The organism is Pseudaeromonas pectinilytica (assembly GCF_054780855.1).
This window is the reverse complement of record NZ_BAAGVN010000106.1, coordinates 1-15,789: the sequence shown is the minus strand read 5'-3', so window position 1 is coordinate 15,789 and position 15,789 is coordinate 1. Positions and strand designations below refer to the sequence as shown.

The following is a 15,789-nucleotide window of genomic DNA, read 5'->3' as shown; positions in this document are numbered from 1 at the left end:
GCAATTTCTCCAAAGAAAAACCCCGAGCCAGGCCCGGGGTCAGAGTATCAAAGAGACATCAGCTTTGAGGATGTTCGTCCTTCTTCGCCTCATCGGACAAAGCAGGTTCAGCCGCGACCACCTCATCTGCTACCGCAGGCTCAGGAGTCACGCCATCGTCCACTGCTGGCTTCTGATCTTTGTCGTAATCAGCAGGGAGGCGCACCTCGCGACGCATCATCAGATCGTCGATCTGTTTGGCATCAATGGTCTCGTACTTCATCAAGGCATCTTTCATGGCATGCAGGATATCCAGATTGTCCATCAGGATATGCTTAGCCCGATCATAGTTGCGATTGATGACGTGCTTGATCTCGGCATCGATAGCCCGCGCCGTGTCATCCGACATATGTTTCGCCTTGGCCATGGAGCGACCGAGGAACACTTCGCCATCTTCTTCGGCATAGAGCATAGGGCCCATTTCTTCCGACATGCCCCATTGAGTCACCATCTTGCGTGCGATATCCGTCGCCCGTTCGATATCATTCGAGGCACCAGTGGTCATTTTCTCCCGACCATAGATGATCTCTTCCGCAATACGGCCACCGTAGAGGCTGGAAACCATAGACTCCAGATATTGCTTGGAATGGCTCCAGCGATCCTGCTCCGGCAGGTACATGGTGACACCCAGTGCTCGACCGCGAGGGATGATAGAAACCTTATACACAGGATCATGATCCGGGACCATACGACCCACGATGGCATGTCCTGCCTCGTGGTAGGCAGTCATCTCTTTCTCGCTTTCGGTCATGACCATGGACTTACGTTCAGCCCCCATCATGATCTTGTCTTTGGCGCGCTCGAACTCGGTCATGCTGACCAGACGCTTGTTGCCTCGAGCCGCAAACAGCGCTGCTTCGTTCACCAGGTTAGCCAAATCCGCACCGGAAAAACCCGGAGTACCCCGTGCAATCACGGATGCATCCACATCATCTCCAAGGGGAACCTTGCGCATATGTACTTTGAGGATCTGCTCCCGACCACGGACATCCGGCAAGCCAACCACGACCTGACGGTCAAAACGGCCTGGACGCAACAACGCCGGGTCCAGGACATCGGGACGGTTCGTGGCGGCGATGACGATGACCGCTTCATGGCCCTCAAAACCATCCATCTCGACCAGCATCTGGTTCAGGGTCTGTTCGCGTTCATCGTGTCCGCCACCCAGCCCCGCTCCCCGCTGCCGACCCACCGCATCGATTTCATCGATGAAGATGATGCAAGGTGCCGATTTCTTGGCTTGCTCGAACATGTCTCGAACCCGTGAGGCACCGACACCGACGAACATTTCCACAAAGTCAGAGCCGGAAATCGAGAAGAACGGCACCTTGGCTTCGCCAGCGATCGCCTTGGCCAGCAAGGTCTTACCGGTACCCGGCTGACCGACCATCAGAATACCCTTAGGAATTTTGCCACCCAACTTCTGGAAGCGGGACGGATCCTTGAGGTAATCCACCAACTCTTTGACTTCTTCCTTGGCTTCATCGCAGCCGGCGACATCCGCAAACGTCGTCTTGATCTGATCCTCGCCCATCAGACGAGCTCGGCTCTTGCCGAAAGACATGGCACCCTTACCGCCACCGCCCTGCATCTGACGCATGAAGAACACCCAAACCCCGATCAGTAACAGCATCGGGAACCAGGAGATGAAGATAGAACCCAGCAAGCTAGGCTCTTCTGGTTTCTCACCCAGAACTTTGACGTTGTACTTCAGAAGATCGTTGATGAGATTGTTATCCGGCATCGGAATGACGGTCAGGAACTTGTCGCCATTACGCTTGATACCATTGATGACCTTGCCATCGATGCGGACTTCCCGGATCTGCTCTTGAGAAACTTCACGGACGAACGTGGTGTAATCCAGTTGTCGACCCGAGCTGTCGCCAGGGCTGAAGCTTTGGAACAGGGACATCAGCACCACGGCGATGACCAGCCAAAGGATCAGATTTTTCGCCATATCACTCAAATCATTAACCTCGCAATTTGATGGCCAGGAGAGTTAGGGTCAGGTTACTACAGTTTAAAACCTGTAGCCACAATGTAGACTTCCCGTGATCGGGCCCGGGATGAATCGGGTTTACGGACCTTCACGACCTTGAATACTTCACGTACTGCTTTCAGATACTCTTCAGAACCCACGCCCTGAAAAACCTTGACCACGAAGCTACCATTCGGAGCCAGAACTTGACGACACATATCCAGCGCCAACTCGATCAGATAAATCGATCTGGGCTGATCCACGGCTGGAGTCCCTGACATATTGGGAGCCATATCGGACAAAACGACGTCGACCTTGGCATCCCCAACCCGCTCCAGCAGAGCCGCCAATACGGACTCCTCACGGAAATCCCCTTGCAAGAAATCAACCCCGGCAATCGGATCCATCGGCAGAATATCACAGGCAATCACTCGCCCCTTGTCACCGACCTGCTCGACGCAAAACTGTGACCAGCCACCCGGTGCCGCACCGAGATCGACGACCGTCATCCCCGGTTTGATCAATTTATCTTTGAGTTGGATCTCATCGATCTTGAATACAGCTCGCGAGCGCAAACCAAGCTTTTGCGCCTTCTGCACGTATTTGTCATCGAAATGTTCTTTTAGCCAGCGCGTGGAGCTGGGTGTACGCTTCTTTTTACTCATGATGAATTACAACTCTAAGCCTAAAGGCTATTAGTATTAGACTGGATATGGGGGTAGAATACGCCCCTTTCAACCCGACCAATGAAGAAATAGCCATGAATCTGACGACCAAACAGAAGCAATACCTCAAGGGTATGGCTCACAGCCTCAAGCCGGTGGTAATGCTGGGCCAGCATGGTCTGACTGAAGGTGTGTTGGCCGAAATCGATGCTGCCCTGGCTCACCATGAGTTGATCAAGGTGAAGGTAGCAGGAGAAGATCGCGAAACCAAACAACTGATTGCTCAGGCCATACTGCGCGAAACCCGCGCCGTAGAAGTGCAAATGATGGGGAACATGCTGTCGCTGTTCCGCCAGGCAGAAGAAAGCAAATTCAATCTGCCACGTAAATAAGCACGACCACTTGTTTTAAAAGGGGGCCTAGGCCCCCTTTTACTTTTTGGATCTGTGGTTAGAGATATTGAACTTCCAGGATCTCGTACTCGACATCCCCGGCTGGCGTCTTGATCAGCGCCACATCATCCACTTCTTTTCCAATCAGACCACGAGCAATCGGCGAATTGACCGAGATCATACCCACTTTAATGTCGGCTTCGTCATCGCCAACGATACGGTAGGTGATCTCTTCTTCGGTATCGCTCTTCAACACAGTGACAGTGGCACCAAACACCACGCGCCCCGTCTGCGGCAACTTGGTCACATCAATGACTTGAGCCTTGGACAGCTTGCCTTCGATGTCCTGGATCCGGCCTTCACAGAAACCCTGTTGTTCACGGGCTGCGTGATATTCCGCATTTTCTTTCAGATCACCGTGCGCTCGCGCCTCGGCAATCGCTTCAATAATCTTCGGACGCAGATCGCTCTTTAGATATTCCAATTCTTCACGCAGCTTTTCTGCACCACGAACCGTCATTGGGGTTTGATTCATACGCTAACCCTATTTCTCAATGGCTTGATCCGAAAAAACAAATGTCTGCCCGACACCAGTCCGGACAGACATTCATTAACCCTTATTCCGCATTCTAATATGAATACGCCAGGAGATCATCCCCTGTGCCTGCACCGACTAGCTGGTCAGGTCGTCAAAAAAACGCTTCACGCCATCAAAGAAGCCCTGAGCCTTCGGCTTGTGCAGCTTGGTTTCAGCCCCGTTGAAGGAGTCCTCCAACTGCTTGAGCAGATCTTTTTGCTCGTCGCTGAGATTGACGGGCGTTTCCACCACCGCCTTGCACAACAGGTCACCCTCGGCACCGGAGCGCAGCGAGCGGACGCCCTTGCCCCGCATGCGGAACATGCATCCGGTTTGTGTCTCGGCCGGGATCTTCAGCATGACGCGGCCTTCGAGTGTCGGTACTTCGACTTCGCCACCCAGTGCGGCCGAGGTGAAACTAATCGGCACTTCGCAATAGAGGTTATTGCCGTCACGCACAAAGATCGGATGTTCTTTGACATGAACCTGTACATACAGATCCCCGGCTGGAGCCCCAGCCTCGCCCGCCTCACCCTCTCCGGCCAGACGGATCCGATCGCCAGTATCCACACCCGCCGGGATCTTCACATTCAGGGTCTTGGTCTTCTGGTAGCGGCCTTCACCATGGCATTTACGGCATGGATCCTTGATGATCTTGCCCTTGCCTCGGCAATGGGGGCAGGCTTGGCTCACAGCAAAGAATCCCTGCCGCATCTGCACCTGACCACTGCCATGACAGGTCGGACAGGTTTGCGGTTGAGAGCCAGCTTTGGCACCAGAGCCATGGCACTCATCGCAGCCAACCAAGGTCGGAACCTTGATCTCCTTGTTGACGCCACGAACCGCCTCTTCTAACGACAGCTCCATGTTGTAGCGCAGATCGGCACCTCGGGTCGCACGCTGTTGCCGGCGACCACCACCAAAAATATCGCCAAACACATCGCCGAAGATATCGCCGAAATCGGCATTCCCCGCGCCGAAACCGCCGCCACCGGCCCCCATGCTGGGGTCAACACCGGCATGCCCATATTTATCATAGGCCGCACGTTTTTGCGGATCGGTCAGGATCTCGTAAGCCTCCTTGACCTCTTTAAATTTCTCTTCCGCCTGCGGATCTTCGCGGTTGCGATCGGGGTGGAACTTCATCGCCAAGCGCTTATATGCCTTCTTGATCTCGCGATCTTCGGCATTGCGCTCCACACCCAGTACTTCATAAAAGTCGCGTTTTGACATGTTCTCTCAAGTCCGTGCTGATGGATACACAGACGGGCGTTGGTTGCCCAACGCCCGTTTCAACTACCGAACAACCCGGCAACTATTACTTTTTGTCGTCTTTAACTTCTTCAAATTCAGCATCGACGACATCATCTTGTGGCTTGGACTGTTGCTGACCGGCATCACCGCCCTGAGCGTGGGCTTGTTGCTGAGCTTGCTGCTGGGCAATCTCCATCAACTTCTGGGTTGCGGTCATCAACTCTTGCTGCTTGGCTTCGATGACGGACTTGTCATCGCCCTTGGCGGCCTCTTCCAGTGCCTTGATGGCATCTTCAATCTTCTGCTTTTCGTCAGTCGGCAGCGCGTCACCGGCTTCGGTGATTTGCTTGCGCGTGGCATGGATCAGAGCATCGGCCTGGTTGCGAGCATGCACCATTTCTTCAAACTTCTTATCTTCGGCGGCGTTGGCTTCTGCTTCACGAACCATACGCTCGATTTCAGCATCAGTCAGACCGGAAGAAGCCTGAATGGTGATCTTCTGTTCCTTGCCGGTGTCCTTGTCTTTGGCGGACACATGCAGGATACCATCCGCATCGATGTCGAAGGTGACTTCGATCTGCGGCAGACCACGCGGTGCCGGACGAATGCCTTCCAGGTTGAACTGGCCCAGAGACTTGTTGTCGCTGGCGCGCTTACGCTCACCCTGCAGCACGTGAATGGTCACCGCAGATTGATTGTCATCGGCCGTCGAGAACACCTGGGACTTCTTGGTTGGAATCGTGGTGTTCTTCTCAATCAGCGCGGTCATGACACTGCCCATGGTCTCGATACCCAGCGACAGCGGCGTCACGTCCAGCAGCAACACATCGTGCTTTTCACCGGCCAGGACGCCACCTTGGATCGCGGCACCCATTGCAACCGCTTCATCCGGATTCACATCCTTACGCGGCTCTTTGCCGAAGAAGTCGGTCACAGCCTTCTGCACCATAGGCATACGAGTCTGACCACCCACCAGAATCACGTCATCGATCTCGGATACGGACAGGCCGGAATCCTTGAGTGCGATGCGGACAGGTTCCAGTGACGCCTTGACCATATCTTCAACCAGCGACTCCAATTTGGAACGAGTCACCTTGATATTCATATGCTTAGGACCAGTCTGGTCAGCCGTGATGTACGGCAGGTTGACGTCGGTCTGTTGGGCAGAAGAGAGTTCAATCTTGGCCTTTTCTGCGGCTTCTTTCAGGCGTTGCAGCGCCAGCATGTCGTTACGCAGATCCATGCCTTGCTCACGCTTGAACTCGTCTACCAGATAGTTGATCAGACGGTTGTCGAAGTCTTCGCCACCCAGATGGGTATTACCGTTGGTCGCCAGCACTTCGAAGGTCGTTTCGCCATCCATTTCATCAATTTCAATGATGGAGATGTCGAAGGTACCACCACCCAAGTCATAGACCGCAACCTTACGTTCACCCTTGATCTTATTGACGCCATAGGCGAACGCAGCGGCAGTCGGCTCGTTGATGATGCGCTTGACTTCCAGACCCGCGATACGGCCGGCATCCTTGGTTGCTTGACGCTGGGCATCGGTGAAATAGGCCGGTACAGTAATGACCGCTTCAGTCACAGGTTCACCCAGGAAATCTTCGGCAGTCTTCTTCATCTTCTTCAGCACTTCAGCTGAAATTTGCGGCGGCGCCATGCGCTTGCCTTTGACTTCAACCCAGGCATCACCATTGTCAGCACGGGTGATGCCATACGGCATGATCTTCAGATCGCGCTGTACTTCTTCGTCTTCAAAGCGACGACCGATCAGACGCTTGATCGCAAACAGAGTGTTCTTGGGGTTGGTGACCGCCTGACGCTTGGCTGGTTGACCAACCAGAATTTCGCCGTCATCCGCATACGCAATAATGGACGGAGTCGTACGATCGCCTTCGGCGTTTTCGATGACACGAGCATGGTCACCATCCAGAATGGCCACGCAAGAGTTGGTCGTACCCAGGTCAATACCAATGATTCTACCCATTTCTAATCTCCGTAAATCTGCAAAAATGCGTTCAACTTGTCTCTTGTGATGCTAAGTGGGGGTGTGAGTACGGAATTTCAATCGCCGCCGCTCACTTTTTTCGTCCCGGACTTCGCCGTTGTCCTAGATATGGGGGTGCCCATCTCCGCCTTCAAGAGCCCGGAGATAAAAAAAACCCACCAAATGGTGGGCTCTTCAAGCACCGAGCCTTGATCAGGCCTGTACATCCACGCTGGGAGCGCGGGCTACCATGACCATCGCCGGACGAATGATACGGCCATTGAGCTCATAGCCTTTTTGCATCACGGCGATCACCGAGTTGGGCGCTACCTGTCCATTTTCGACCATGCTGATCGCCTGATGACGATTGGGATCAAAGGGTTCACCCAGCGGATTGATCGCCTCGACACCAAATTTGGCCACAGTGCTCAGCATGGAGCGCAGGGTCAGATCAACACCTTCTAAGGTCGGCTTCAGCGCCTCATTTTCCCGATCCGATAACTCCAGAGCACGTTCCAGGCTATCGATGACCGGCAACAACTCACCGGAGAATTTCTCGAGCGCAAACTTGTGCGCCTTTTCAACATCCAGCGCCGAGCGACGACGCAGATTTTCCATCTCAGCAGCAATGCGTAACGCGCGGTCTTTTTCTTCCTGCGCGGCGGCTTCGGCTTGCGCCAGCTTCTCCAACAGGGCAGTCAGCTCGTCGCTAGCTGTGGATCCGGTGCCTGCATCGGCTAGCTCTGCATCAAGCAGCGCTTCGGTGTTTTGCTCTGCACTTTGTTCCATCGCTTGTTCCTGGTTACTCATCACGTCTCCAACACATCAGTTTCTTACACTTGCAGCCTATTATGGGGACTAAGCGCGGCCTTTCAAGGTTTGATGCCGTCTTACACCAGACAAGAGTGGACGGAAACTGAAAAAACGAGTCTGATTAGACGCTTGAATGAATCAGGATATACTTCAGCATCCGCTCGCCACGCAGGATCCCACATGCCAGCACAGTTCGACACCATAGCCCTGATCGGCAAACCCAATCACATCGCCACTAATCAGACCCTGCGTTGCTTATACGATTTCCTCACCGCGTATGGCCGTAATGTTCTGGTGGAAAGCCGGGTTGCCGAGCAGTTATCCGTACCAGTTGCACAAGCCCTCGATCTGCAGCATCTGGGCAAGGTAGCTGATTTGGCCATCGTCGTCGGTGGTGACGGTAATATGCTGGGTGCGGCACGGGTTCTGGCGCGCTATAACGTCCCAGTTCTCGGCGTAAACCGGGGCAATCTGGGTTTTTTAACCGATCTCTCCCCTCAGGACTTCGAGGCTCCGTTGCGGGCCGTGCTGGATGGCCACTACCAGACCGAGTCCCGCTTTTTGCTCAACGCCAGCGTCTACCGCTATGGTGAGCTTAAGGCGAGCAGCACGGCCCTCAACGAAGCGGTGCTGCATCCGGGCAAGATTGCCCATATGATCGACTTTGCCGTGCACATTGATGATGTCTTCATGTACAGCCAGCGCGCGGATGGCATCATAGTCGCCACACCCACCGGCTCCACCGCCTATGCGCTTTCGGCTGGCGGCCCTATCCTGACGCCCCAGCTCAATGCCATCGCCCTGGTCCCCATGTTCCCCCATACCCTGAGCTGTCGCCCGATTGTCATTGACGCGGACAGCGAAGTGAAACTGGTGGTCTCGCCCGACAATATCGATGATCAGTTGCAAGTCAGCTGTGACGGCCACATCTCGCTGGATGTCCATCCGGGTGACGAAATCATCATCCGTAAATGCCAGCATACCCTGCAGCTCATACACCCGCTGGGTCACAGCTACTTCAATGTGTTACGCAACAAGCTCGGTTGGGGCAGCAAACTGTTCTGACGACTGACGTTAGACTGCGCTCAAAAAAACACATCGCGTCCACTCATGTCTATTTACTGTATTGATAAACAGTATATACTGTTTATCAATACAGTAATTTGAACAGGTGCTGTCATGCTGACTCAATTAACAATTCAGAATTTTGCCATCGTTAAATTTCTCGAACTGGAGCTTCAAGGCGGCATGACCTGCATCACCGGCGAAACCGGTGCCGGTAAGTCGATCGCCATTGATGCCTTGGGGCTCTGCCTGGGAGAGCGCGCGGAGATCAGCATGATCCGCCCAGGCGCCGAGCGTACTGAACTGACGGCACGTTTCAATCTGGGCAATAATCCTCTCGCCCGAAGCTGGCTGCATGAGCAAGAGCTGCAAGACGAAGAGGAGTGTCTCTTGCGCCGGGTGATCACCGCCGAAGGCCGCTCCCGGGCTTATATCAACGGCACCCCAGTTCCGTTAACCCAGCTCAAGGCCCTCGGCCAGTTGCTCATTAACATCCACGGCCAGCACGCTCACCAACTCCTGCTCAAACCCGAACATCAGCTGACCATCCTGGATGGCTATGCCGGCCATCACGATCTGCTGCACGCCACGCGCCAGCATTATCAGAACTGGCGCCAACTCCAGCATGAACTCAACCGCCTGCAGCAAGATAAAAGCCAGCGGGAATCCCGTCGCCAATTGCTGGAATATCAGGTAGAGGAGCTGGATGAATTTGCCTTGCAGGCCGGTGAATATGAAGCCATTGAGGCGGAACATACTCGTCTGGCCAACAGTGGCGAGATCATCAGTGACTGCCAAGCATGTCTCGATCTGCTCTACGATAATGAAGAGGTGACCGCCGCCAGCCTGCTCAAGAGTGCCGTCTCCCGTTTGGAGGAGCTCTGCAGCCTGGATGAGAAGCTGCAGCCTGTGATGACCATGCTCAATGATGCCCTCATCCAGGTACAGGAGAGCCAGCAGGAGCTGCGCCACTATCTCGATCGCATGGAGCTGGATCCCGAACGCTTTGCCACCCTGGAGTCGCGCCTCACCCGCGCTCTCGAGCTGGCGCGCAAGCACCATGTCAAGCCGCAATTATTGGCCGCGGCCCATACTGAGCTTCGCGCCGAGCTGGATAGTATCAGTCACGACGATGCACGGCTCGATGCTCTGGCGTTAGAGCAACAACAAGCGAGAAACGACTATCAAGAGGCGGCCAGTCGACTCAGTGCCAGCCGCCAGCGTTACGCCGCCGAGCTGGCGCAGCTCATCAGCCTGCGCATCCGCTCCCTCTCCATGCCCGATGGTCAGTTGCAGATCCTGGTCAGCAATCCAACAGCAGCGACTCCTTCCCCGCTCGGCATGGATCATGTCGACTTCCTGGTTTCCACCAACCCGGGCCAACCCCTGCAGCCATTAGCCAAAGTCGCCTCGGGTGGCGAGTTATCCCGTATCAGCCTGGCGATCCAGGTCATCACCGCCGAGCGCGTCGCCACCCCGAGCCTTATTTTTGACGAAGTGGATGTCGGCATCAGCGGACCGACAGCGGCTATTGTCGGCAAATTGCTACGCGAATTGGGCGCCTCGACCCAGGTCCTGGTGGTCACCCATTTACCGCAAGTTGCAGGCCATGGCCACCAGCACTTGTTTGTCAGCAAGCAAAGCGATGGCGCATCCACCGAAACCCGGATGCATGCCCTCTCCCATCAAGGGCGTCTTGATGAACTGGCGCGCCTGCTGGGAGGAGATCAGATCACCAGCAATACCCTCGCCAATGCTCGAGAACTGCTGGTTGCCGCGCCATAACGCTGCTGGGGCAGCAACTAGCCGATGAAGTAAATATGCGTCCGCTCTTCAGACGCACTTTTACTTCGCTGGCGTTCCCCGCTATCATCTGGCCTGCTTATTGAATTGAATGAAGAATTTGCTGATGCGGAACAACAAACTGGTTATTGCAACACTGACCGCCGCTATGCTGCTAAGCACCGGCTGTGTCTACCGAATCGATGTGCCGCAAGGTAACTTCGTAGAGCAAAAGCAGATCGAACAACTGCGTGCTGGCATGAGCCGGGCCCAGGTCGAGTTTGTGCTGGGCAGCCCCATGGTTGAAGATGCCTTCGACAGCAGCACTTGGCACTACGTCTATTATCTGCGCGAAGGCTGGAATGAGCCCAAGCAGAAGAATCTCACCATTCGTTTTATGAACGACAAACTGACCAGCGTCAGTGGTGATTTTCCACCGCCAGCCAGCTTCAACCTGCCGTTATAGCCGTCCGAAGGCTCACCTCTTGCAACGCCAATATCCGATCCTCGATCTGGATATTGGCGATATAAACCACAGCGTCCAACACCCGTTTACCACTGTCAGCAACGCGAGTGCGGCATCAGTGCTTGCGTTGCGGATTGACAACTCCGCCGGTGACCTTATCAGCGCGGCCTTCATCTTTAGCCTTTTCTGCCCGCTTGCGGCGCATCTCCCGTGGGTCGGCCGTCAACGGACGATAGATTTCGATGCGTTCGCCCCCGGACAAGGCGGTCGTTAGCGGAACAATACGGCTGTAAATCCCGACTTTCATCGTCGCCAAATCCAGCTCAGGAAACCGCCGTAGCACACCACTTTGTTCCAGCGCCTGCTCTATGGTTGAACCCGGCGCAACCTTGACCGTCAACAGCACCTGTTTTTCCGGCAAGGCGTAGACCACTTCGATATTCACCAACTCACTCACCGTAAACCTCCTTCGCTCGCTGCGTAAAGGCCTGCACCATAGAGCCAACCAACTCATTGAAAATACGCCCGAATGCCAACTCGACCAGCCGGGAGCTGAATTCAAACTCCAATGCCAGCTCCACTTTACTCGCCTGTTCATCCAGAGACGTAAAACTCCAGACACCGCTCAAGCGTCGGAAGGGGCCATCGACCAAGTTCATCTGGATAGTACGGCCTGCTTGTAACAAATTCCGAGTGGTAAAGGATTTATGGATCCCTGCTTTGGCGACCTCCACTCGGGCCACCATGGAGTCCGCCTGGGATTCCAGAACTTCGCTGGCGACGCAACCAGGCAAAAATTGCGGGTAAGCATGAACATCATTTACCAACTGATACATCTGTTCAGCGCTATACATCACCAACGCACTGCGGTTGATTCGGGCCATACACTCTCCTCGTTCACTCGCCGGCGATTCTAGCATTCGACGCAAAAATCGCACCATATCACGGCTCCAATTGATCGCATGGTTTTACAGCGCCCCATCGCCACGTATAATGCCCGACCTGATGTAGAGGAAAGGTTTAGCCCCATGAGCAAAAACAAAAGTAAAAACGCCGGGTCCTCGACCATAGCGCTGAATAAAAAGGCTCGTCACGAATACTTCATTGAAGATAAGTATGAGGCTGGCCTCGAATTGCAAGGCTGGGAAGTCAAATCACTGCGCGCCGGCAAGGCCAACATCGGTGATGGCTACGTCATCATTCGTGATGGTCAGATCTACCTGTTTGGCGCCAACTTTACGCCCCTGAGCCTGGCCTCTACCCACGTGATCTGCGATCCCACCCGCACCCGTAAACTATTGCTGCAGAAGAGCCAGATCGAACGGCTGATCGGTCTGGTCGAACGCCAGGGTTACACCCTGATCCCGTTGGCGCTGTATTGGAAGAATGCCTGGGTCAAGATCGAGATCGGTCTGGCCAAGGGTAAAAAAGAGCACGACAAGCGCGATGACCTCAAAGAAAGAGAGTGGCAACGGGATAAAGAACGGATGATGAAGAACAAAGGCCGCTAAGCCTTGGAGTTATCAATTCTTTACGGTAAGATGGCGTCAACACATTGGGGCTGATTCTGGATTCGACGGGACACTCGAAACCCAAGGTGCATGCCGAGGTGCGGTAGGCCTCGTTAATAAACCGCAAAAAATAGTCGCAAACGACGAAACCTACGCTTTAGCAGCTTAATACCCTGCTCGAAGCCCTTCTACCCTAGCTTGCCTATGTCCTAGGGGATTGGAAGGTCATCTTTCATAGGATCGCGTGGAAGTCCTGCCTGGGGCGGAAGCGTTAAAACCAATCAGGCTAGTCATTCGGTGGCGTGTCGGTCCGCAGCTGGATGGCGAATGTAAAGACTCGACTAAGCATGTAGTACTGAGGATGTAGGTTTTTCGGACGCGGGTTCAAATCCCGCCAGCTCCACCAAATACCGGTCCGATGAGGACCAAAGCGATACGAAAACCCGCATGGCATAAGGCCTTGCGGGTTTTTTCTTTTCCAGCGTTGTCCAATCCGATACAGTGGAATCCGATGGTTGTAGCTACACTCGTAGCTACACAACCCAACATGTTGCTAAAGACGTGTAGCTACAGGAGTCGGACATGCCCAGAATCACCAAACCGCTTTCGTCTACCGAAGTAAAGAACGCCAAGCCAAAAGAGAAAGAGTACACACTCCGCGACGGCGGTGGTCTCTATCTGCGCATCACGCCAACCGGTAGCCGTATCTGGCTTTTTGACTACTATCGCCCTATCACGAAGAAGCGGACCAACATGGCGTTTGGCCCTTATCCCGAGGTTTCCCTGGCGCAAGCCAGACAGAAACGGGATGAGGCCCGCGCCTTGCTAGCTCAAGGAACGGATCCCCGCGAGTGGGAACAGCAACAAGCAGAACAAGCCAGAGCGGTAACCGAACACACCTTTCGTGCCGTTGCAGAGCGTTGGTTTGAGCTCAAAAAGCCCTCGGTAACCGCTAACTATGCCGACGATCTCATCCGGTCTCTGGAGCTATTTCTGTTCCCGGTTATTGGTGATCTGCCTATCGCCGAGGTGAAAGCACAAACGGCCATCAGGGCCATCGAGCCCATCGCAGCATCCGGAAAGCTGGAAACAGTCCGGCGCTTGACGCAGCGAGTAAATGAAATCATGACGTATGCCGTGAACTCAGGTCTGATTGATGCCAATCCCTGTTCGGGGATCAGTAAAGTTTTCCAAAAACCAGAAAAAAATCACATGCCCACGCTAACGCCCAATCAGTTACCGGAGCTGATGAATAAACTGGCCAAAGCGAGTATCAGCCTGCAAACGCGGTTACTGATCGAATGGAGCCTGCATACTCTCGTCCGACCAAGCGAAGCGGCAGGTGCCACTTGGAGTGAAATTGACCTCGAAAACAAACTTTGGCGGATCCCAGCCGAACGGATGAAGAAGCGGAAGCCGCACAACATTCCTCTTACCGAGCAGAGCTTGGCACTACTGGAATTGTTAAGGCCTATCAGTGGCCATCGTGAATTTCTATTCCCAGGGCAACGCGATCCCATGACTCATACCAACGAGCAAACAGCTAATGCTGCGCTTAAGCGTATGGGGCTAAAAGGAAAGCTGGTCGCTCATGGTCTCCGAGCATTGGGCAGTACAACCCTCAACGAGAAGGGGTTTGATGCGGATGTTATCGAAGCTGCGCTGGCTCACTCAGATAAAGACGAGGTCCGTAGTGCCTACAACCGCACAGATTATCTGGACAGACGCAGAGAGATGATGGAATGGTGGTCTAAACACATTGAACAGGCAGCTAGTGTGGGCTCAGCATTGACGTGGAAGCCGAGTGTTATAGCCAGTTAATCGCTAGGAAGAATACAGAGAAATGCGGGAGTTTATGGCTCCCGCTTGATACTCGCACTCAAATCAAACTTGGCTTGAACCAAAACAACGGTAACCTGCCCCTCTAATCTTGGTTTTCTCCTTGGCCAAATATGTCGCTCGTTGCATAAATTCCGTGTAGGGCAACGCCCTGTTATATACAGACTCTCTTGATAGCCAATAACCACAATTCTCCGGAAACTCAACTAGACCTCGGTAATCCGGATAGTCCAAGCCAGCAGCCCTGCACCAGGCTTGCTGTATCTTCCCCAGGGCGGGAGCATACTTCGTATGATTTTTATCCATTAGGTGCATGACGTTAAAATTCCCGCTTGAAAATGAATTTTTCTGATGACTTATGCAATTTGGCACGCCATTTTTGAGCAAAAATCATCCTAAATCAAAGTATGCTCCCGCCCTGGTATCTTCCCTGCTAATGGTTCTGGAGCAAAGAAATCCCCCAAGCTGTAATAAGCTGCCTTGTTGAGAATAATCACAACGTGATAATGCTGTAGCGCCGACTCGTTCTGCTCTCGCACCCAGACATACCTCAGATTGTTCGGGTGTACCCGAACCCCTCGCATTCGCCGTTGATGCTCATGTGCCTCAAGTTGGCTATCAAGCGATGCAAAAAAACGCTTCATTACCTGCTCATCAGTATTTTGAAAACAAACAGGAGAGTCAGGACAACCTGCCTCCGGATCTGTGAACCGGAGGTCAACTCTGAATGCAAATATGTTGGCACTATCGTCCAATGACTGGCCGATGAGCTCGCTAATCCTTTCCACATACGACTTATTTATATCACCATACAAAAGTGACATTTCGTCAACGAAGTTACCGATCTCAACAGAAGACATTCTGAATCGTTTATTCATATTCACTATTCCAAATATACGGCACCCAAGCGAGAGGATGTGATAACCCCTCACAATGAAGTGATGCATTGTTTAATAAATGTTGATTAACTCACAGTCACGATATAAGTGAATTAATTAATAACATAGATATATACTGAGATGTATATATTACCAATCCTACATTGCCATGGTGAAAAACAACGACCAAACAACCGTAAAAAACACCCAATCAATTAATATTGAACTCCAATATAAACACTCATCAACTCGGAAATTAAATTCCATACCGTTGGAATTTAAAGACAAACATTGTCCCGCACTCTTGACTAACAACGATTCTCCCTTGAACCTGCAACAACGCCAGCGCTTGCTCTAGTCTTTCTTTTCTTCTAACAGCCACTGGACCTAACTGAAGAATGTCATTTTTTTTGATTTTATTAAGCACCCCAAACTTGAAATTCAGCTGCAGCCACCGCCCAGGGCGAACGCATGAGTGTCTAGTTTTTGAGCGATACGGATAATCCGGCAATCAGCACCTTCTCCAAGTGTTCTGTTTTC

Annotated in this window: 16 protein-coding genes and 1 other RNA gene; 7 read left to right on the top strand and 10 right to left on the bottom strand. The window is 53.2% G+C overall.

The window, feature by feature from the left end:
• Positions 1-58: 58 nt before the first annotated feature.
• Together ftsH and rlmE are read right to left on the bottom strand one after the other, a co-directional pair.
• Positions 59-2,005 (bottom strand): ATP-dependent zinc metalloprotease FtsH, encoded by a 1,947-nt coding sequence (ftsH, locus tag ACYVG7_RS07475; protein ID WP_460882559.1) that lies wholly within the window; start codon positions 2,003-2,005, stop codon positions 59-61.
• 47 nt (positions 2,006-2,052) lie between these two features.
• The gene (gene rlmE, locus ACYVG7_RS07470) at positions 2,053-2,682 is read right to left on the bottom strand and encodes a 23S rRNA (uridine(2552)-2'-O)-methyltransferase RlmE (RefSeq protein WP_460882558.1); all 630 of its coding nucleotides are present in this window, start codon (positions 2,680-2,682) and stop codon (positions 2,053-2,055) included.
• Between the two features lie 95 nt (positions 2,683-2,777).
• On the opposite strand from rlmE, the gene yhbY reads away from it, so the two are divergent.
• Entirely contained in the window at positions 2,778-3,074 is a 297-nt protein-coding gene (yhbY, locus tag ACYVG7_RS07465; RefSeq protein ID WP_460882557.1) for a ribosome assembly RNA-binding protein YhbY, read from the top strand.
• A gap of 58 nt (positions 3,075-3,132) precedes the next feature.
• Here the strand turns inward: yhbY and greA are convergent, their stop codons facing one another.
• The 4 genes from greA to grpE form a co-directional block, all read right to left on the bottom strand.
• On the bottom strand, positions 3,133-3,609 hold the full coding sequence (gene greA / locus ACYVG7_RS07460; RefSeq protein WP_460882556.1) for a transcription elongation factor GreA: 477 nt from the start codon (positions 3,607-3,609) through the stop codon (positions 3,133-3,135).
• A 138-nt stretch (positions 3,610-3,747) separates the two neighbouring features.
• Positions 3,748-4,884, bottom strand: a complete 1,137-nt coding sequence (gene dnaJ / locus ACYVG7_RS07455) for a molecular chaperone DnaJ (RefSeq protein WP_460882555.1) — start codon at positions 4,882-4,884, stop codon at positions 3,748-3,750.
• Positions 4,885-4,969: 85 nt separating this feature from the next.
• Positions 4,970-6,895, bottom strand: coding sequence for a molecular chaperone DnaK (gene dnaK, locus ACYVG7_RS07450; protein ID WP_460882554.1), 1,926 nt, complete (start codon positions 6,893-6,895; stop codon positions 4,970-4,972).
• Between the two features lie 213 nt (positions 6,896-7,108).
• Complete coding sequence (gene grpE / locus ACYVG7_RS07445) at positions 7,109-7,705, bottom strand: nucleotide exchange factor GrpE (protein WP_460882553.1); 597 nt, start codon at positions 7,703-7,705, stop codon at positions 7,109-7,111.
• Between the two features lie 183 nt (positions 7,706-7,888).
• Between grpE and nadK the strand changes: the two genes are divergently transcribed.
• From nadK to ACYVG7_RS07430, 3 genes are all read left to right on the top strand, one after another.
• Positions 7,889-8,773 carry an NAD(+) kinase gene (gene nadK / locus ACYVG7_RS07440; RefSeq protein WP_460882552.1) on the top strand — a complete coding sequence of 295 codons (885 nt, stop codon included), beginning with the start codon at positions 7,889-7,891 and terminating at the stop codon, positions 8,771-8,773.
• 114 nt (positions 8,774-8,887) lie between these two features.
• Positions 8,888-10,558 carry a DNA repair protein RecN gene (gene recN / locus ACYVG7_RS07435; protein ID WP_460882551.1) on the top strand — a complete coding sequence of 557 codons (1,671 nt, stop codon included), beginning with the start codon at positions 8,888-8,890 and terminating at the stop codon, positions 10,556-10,558.
• Between the two features lie 124 nt (positions 10,559-10,682).
• A complete protein-coding gene (locus ACYVG7_RS07430) occupies positions 10,683-11,021 on the top strand; it encodes an outer membrane protein assembly factor BamE (protein ID WP_460882550.1) in 339 nt (112 codons plus the stop codon).
• Between the two features lie 115 nt (positions 11,022-11,136).
• On the opposite strand, the gene ACYVG7_RS07425 is transcribed toward ACYVG7_RS07430, so the two are convergent.
• Both ACYVG7_RS07425 and ACYVG7_RS07420 read right to left on the bottom strand, forming a co-directional pair.
• Complete coding sequence (locus ACYVG7_RS07425; RefSeq protein WP_460882549.1) at positions 11,137-11,478, bottom strand: RnfH family protein; 342 nt, start codon at positions 11,476-11,478, stop codon at positions 11,137-11,139.
• The gene (locus tag ACYVG7_RS07420; RefSeq protein WP_460882548.1) at positions 11,471-11,905 is read right to left on the bottom strand and encodes an SRPBCC family protein; all 435 of its coding nucleotides are present in this window, start codon (positions 11,903-11,905) and stop codon (positions 11,471-11,473) included. The genes ACYVG7_RS07425 and ACYVG7_RS07420 overlap by 8 nt, the downstream gene beginning before the upstream one ends.
• Before the next feature lie 144 nt (positions 11,906-12,049).
• On the opposite strand from ACYVG7_RS07420, the gene smpB reads away from it, so the two are divergent.
• The 3 genes from smpB (at position 12,050) to ACYVG7_RS07405 (ending at position 14,353) form a co-directional block, all read left to right on the top strand.
• Positions 12,050-12,532 carry an SsrA-binding protein SmpB gene (gene smpB / locus ACYVG7_RS07415; protein WP_460882547.1) on the top strand — a complete coding sequence of 161 codons (483 nt, stop codon included), beginning with the start codon at positions 12,050-12,052 and terminating at the stop codon, positions 12,530-12,532.
• Positions 12,533-12,578: 46 nt separating this feature from the next.
• Positions 12,579-12,938: a transfer-messenger RNA gene (ssrA, locus tag ACYVG7_RS07410) on the top strand.
• A 176-nt stretch (positions 12,939-13,114) separates the two neighbouring features.
• Entirely contained in the window at positions 13,115-14,353 is a 1,239-nt protein-coding gene (locus ACYVG7_RS07405) for an integrase domain-containing protein (RefSeq protein ID WP_460882546.1), read from the top strand.
• Between the two features lie 63 nt (positions 14,354-14,416).
• On the opposite strand, the gene ACYVG7_RS07400 is transcribed toward ACYVG7_RS07405, so the two are convergent.
• A complete protein-coding gene (locus ACYVG7_RS07400) occupies positions 14,417-14,677 on the bottom strand; it encodes a YagK/YfjJ domain-containing protein (protein WP_460882580.1) in 261 nt (86 codons plus the stop codon).
• Positions 14,678-14,766: 89 nt separating this feature from the next.
• A complete protein-coding gene (locus tag ACYVG7_RS07395) occupies positions 14,767-15,249 on the bottom strand; it encodes a YagK/YfjJ domain-containing protein (protein WP_460882545.1) in 483 nt (160 codons plus the stop codon).
• Positions 15,250-15,789: the final 540 nt, after the last annotated feature.

Excerpts from the sequence above, each read along its gene's own strand:
- rlmE (WP_460882558.1), bottom strand. The coding sequence starts at position 2,682 with ATGAGTAAAAAGAAGCGTACACCCAGCTCCACGCGCTGGCTAAAAGAA.
- yhbY (WP_460882557.1), top strand. The coding sequence starts at position 2,778 with ATGAATCTGACGACCAAACAGAAGCAATACCTCAAGGGTATGGCTCAC.
- greA (WP_460882556.1), bottom strand. The coding sequence starts at position 3,609 with ATGAATCAAACCCCAATGACGGTTCGTGGTGCAGAAAAGCTGCGTGAA.
- dnaJ (WP_460882555.1), bottom strand. The coding sequence starts at position 4,884 with ATGTCAAAACGCGACTTTTATGAAGTACTGGGTGTGGAGCGCAATGCC.
- dnaK (WP_460882554.1), bottom strand. The coding sequence starts at position 6,895 with ATGGGTAGAATCATTGGTATTGACCTGGGTACGACCAACTCTTGCGTG.
- grpE (WP_460882553.1), bottom strand. The coding sequence starts at position 7,705 with ATGAGTAACCAGGAACAAGCGATGGAACAAAGTGCAGAGCAAAACACC.
- nadK (WP_460882552.1), top strand. The coding sequence starts at position 7,889 with ATGCCAGCACAGTTCGACACCATAGCCCTGATCGGCAAACCCAATCAC.
- recN (WP_460882551.1), top strand. The coding sequence starts at position 8,888 with ATGCTGACTCAATTAACAATTCAGAATTTTGCCATCGTTAAATTTCTC.
- ACYVG7_RS07430 (WP_460882550.1), top strand. The coding sequence starts at position 10,683 with ATGCGGAACAACAAACTGGTTATTGCAACACTGACCGCCGCTATGCTG.
- ACYVG7_RS07420 (WP_460882548.1), bottom strand. The coding sequence starts at position 11,905 with ATGGCCCGAATCAACCGCAGTGCGTTGGTGATGTATAGCGCTGAACAG.
- smpB (WP_460882547.1), top strand. The coding sequence starts at position 12,050 with ATGAGCAAAAACAAAAGTAAAAACGCCGGGTCCTCGACCATAGCGCTG.
- ACYVG7_RS07405 (WP_460882546.1), top strand. The coding sequence starts at position 13,115 with ATGCCCAGAATCACCAAACCGCTTTCGTCTACCGAAGTAAAGAACGCC.
- ACYVG7_RS07400 (WP_460882580.1), bottom strand. The coding sequence starts at position 14,677 with ATGGATAAAAATCATACGAAGTATGCTCCCGCCCTGGGGAAGATACAG.
- ACYVG7_RS07395 (WP_460882545.1), bottom strand. The coding sequence starts at position 15,249 with ATGAATAAACGATTCAGAATGTCTTCTGTTGAGATCGGTAACTTCGTT.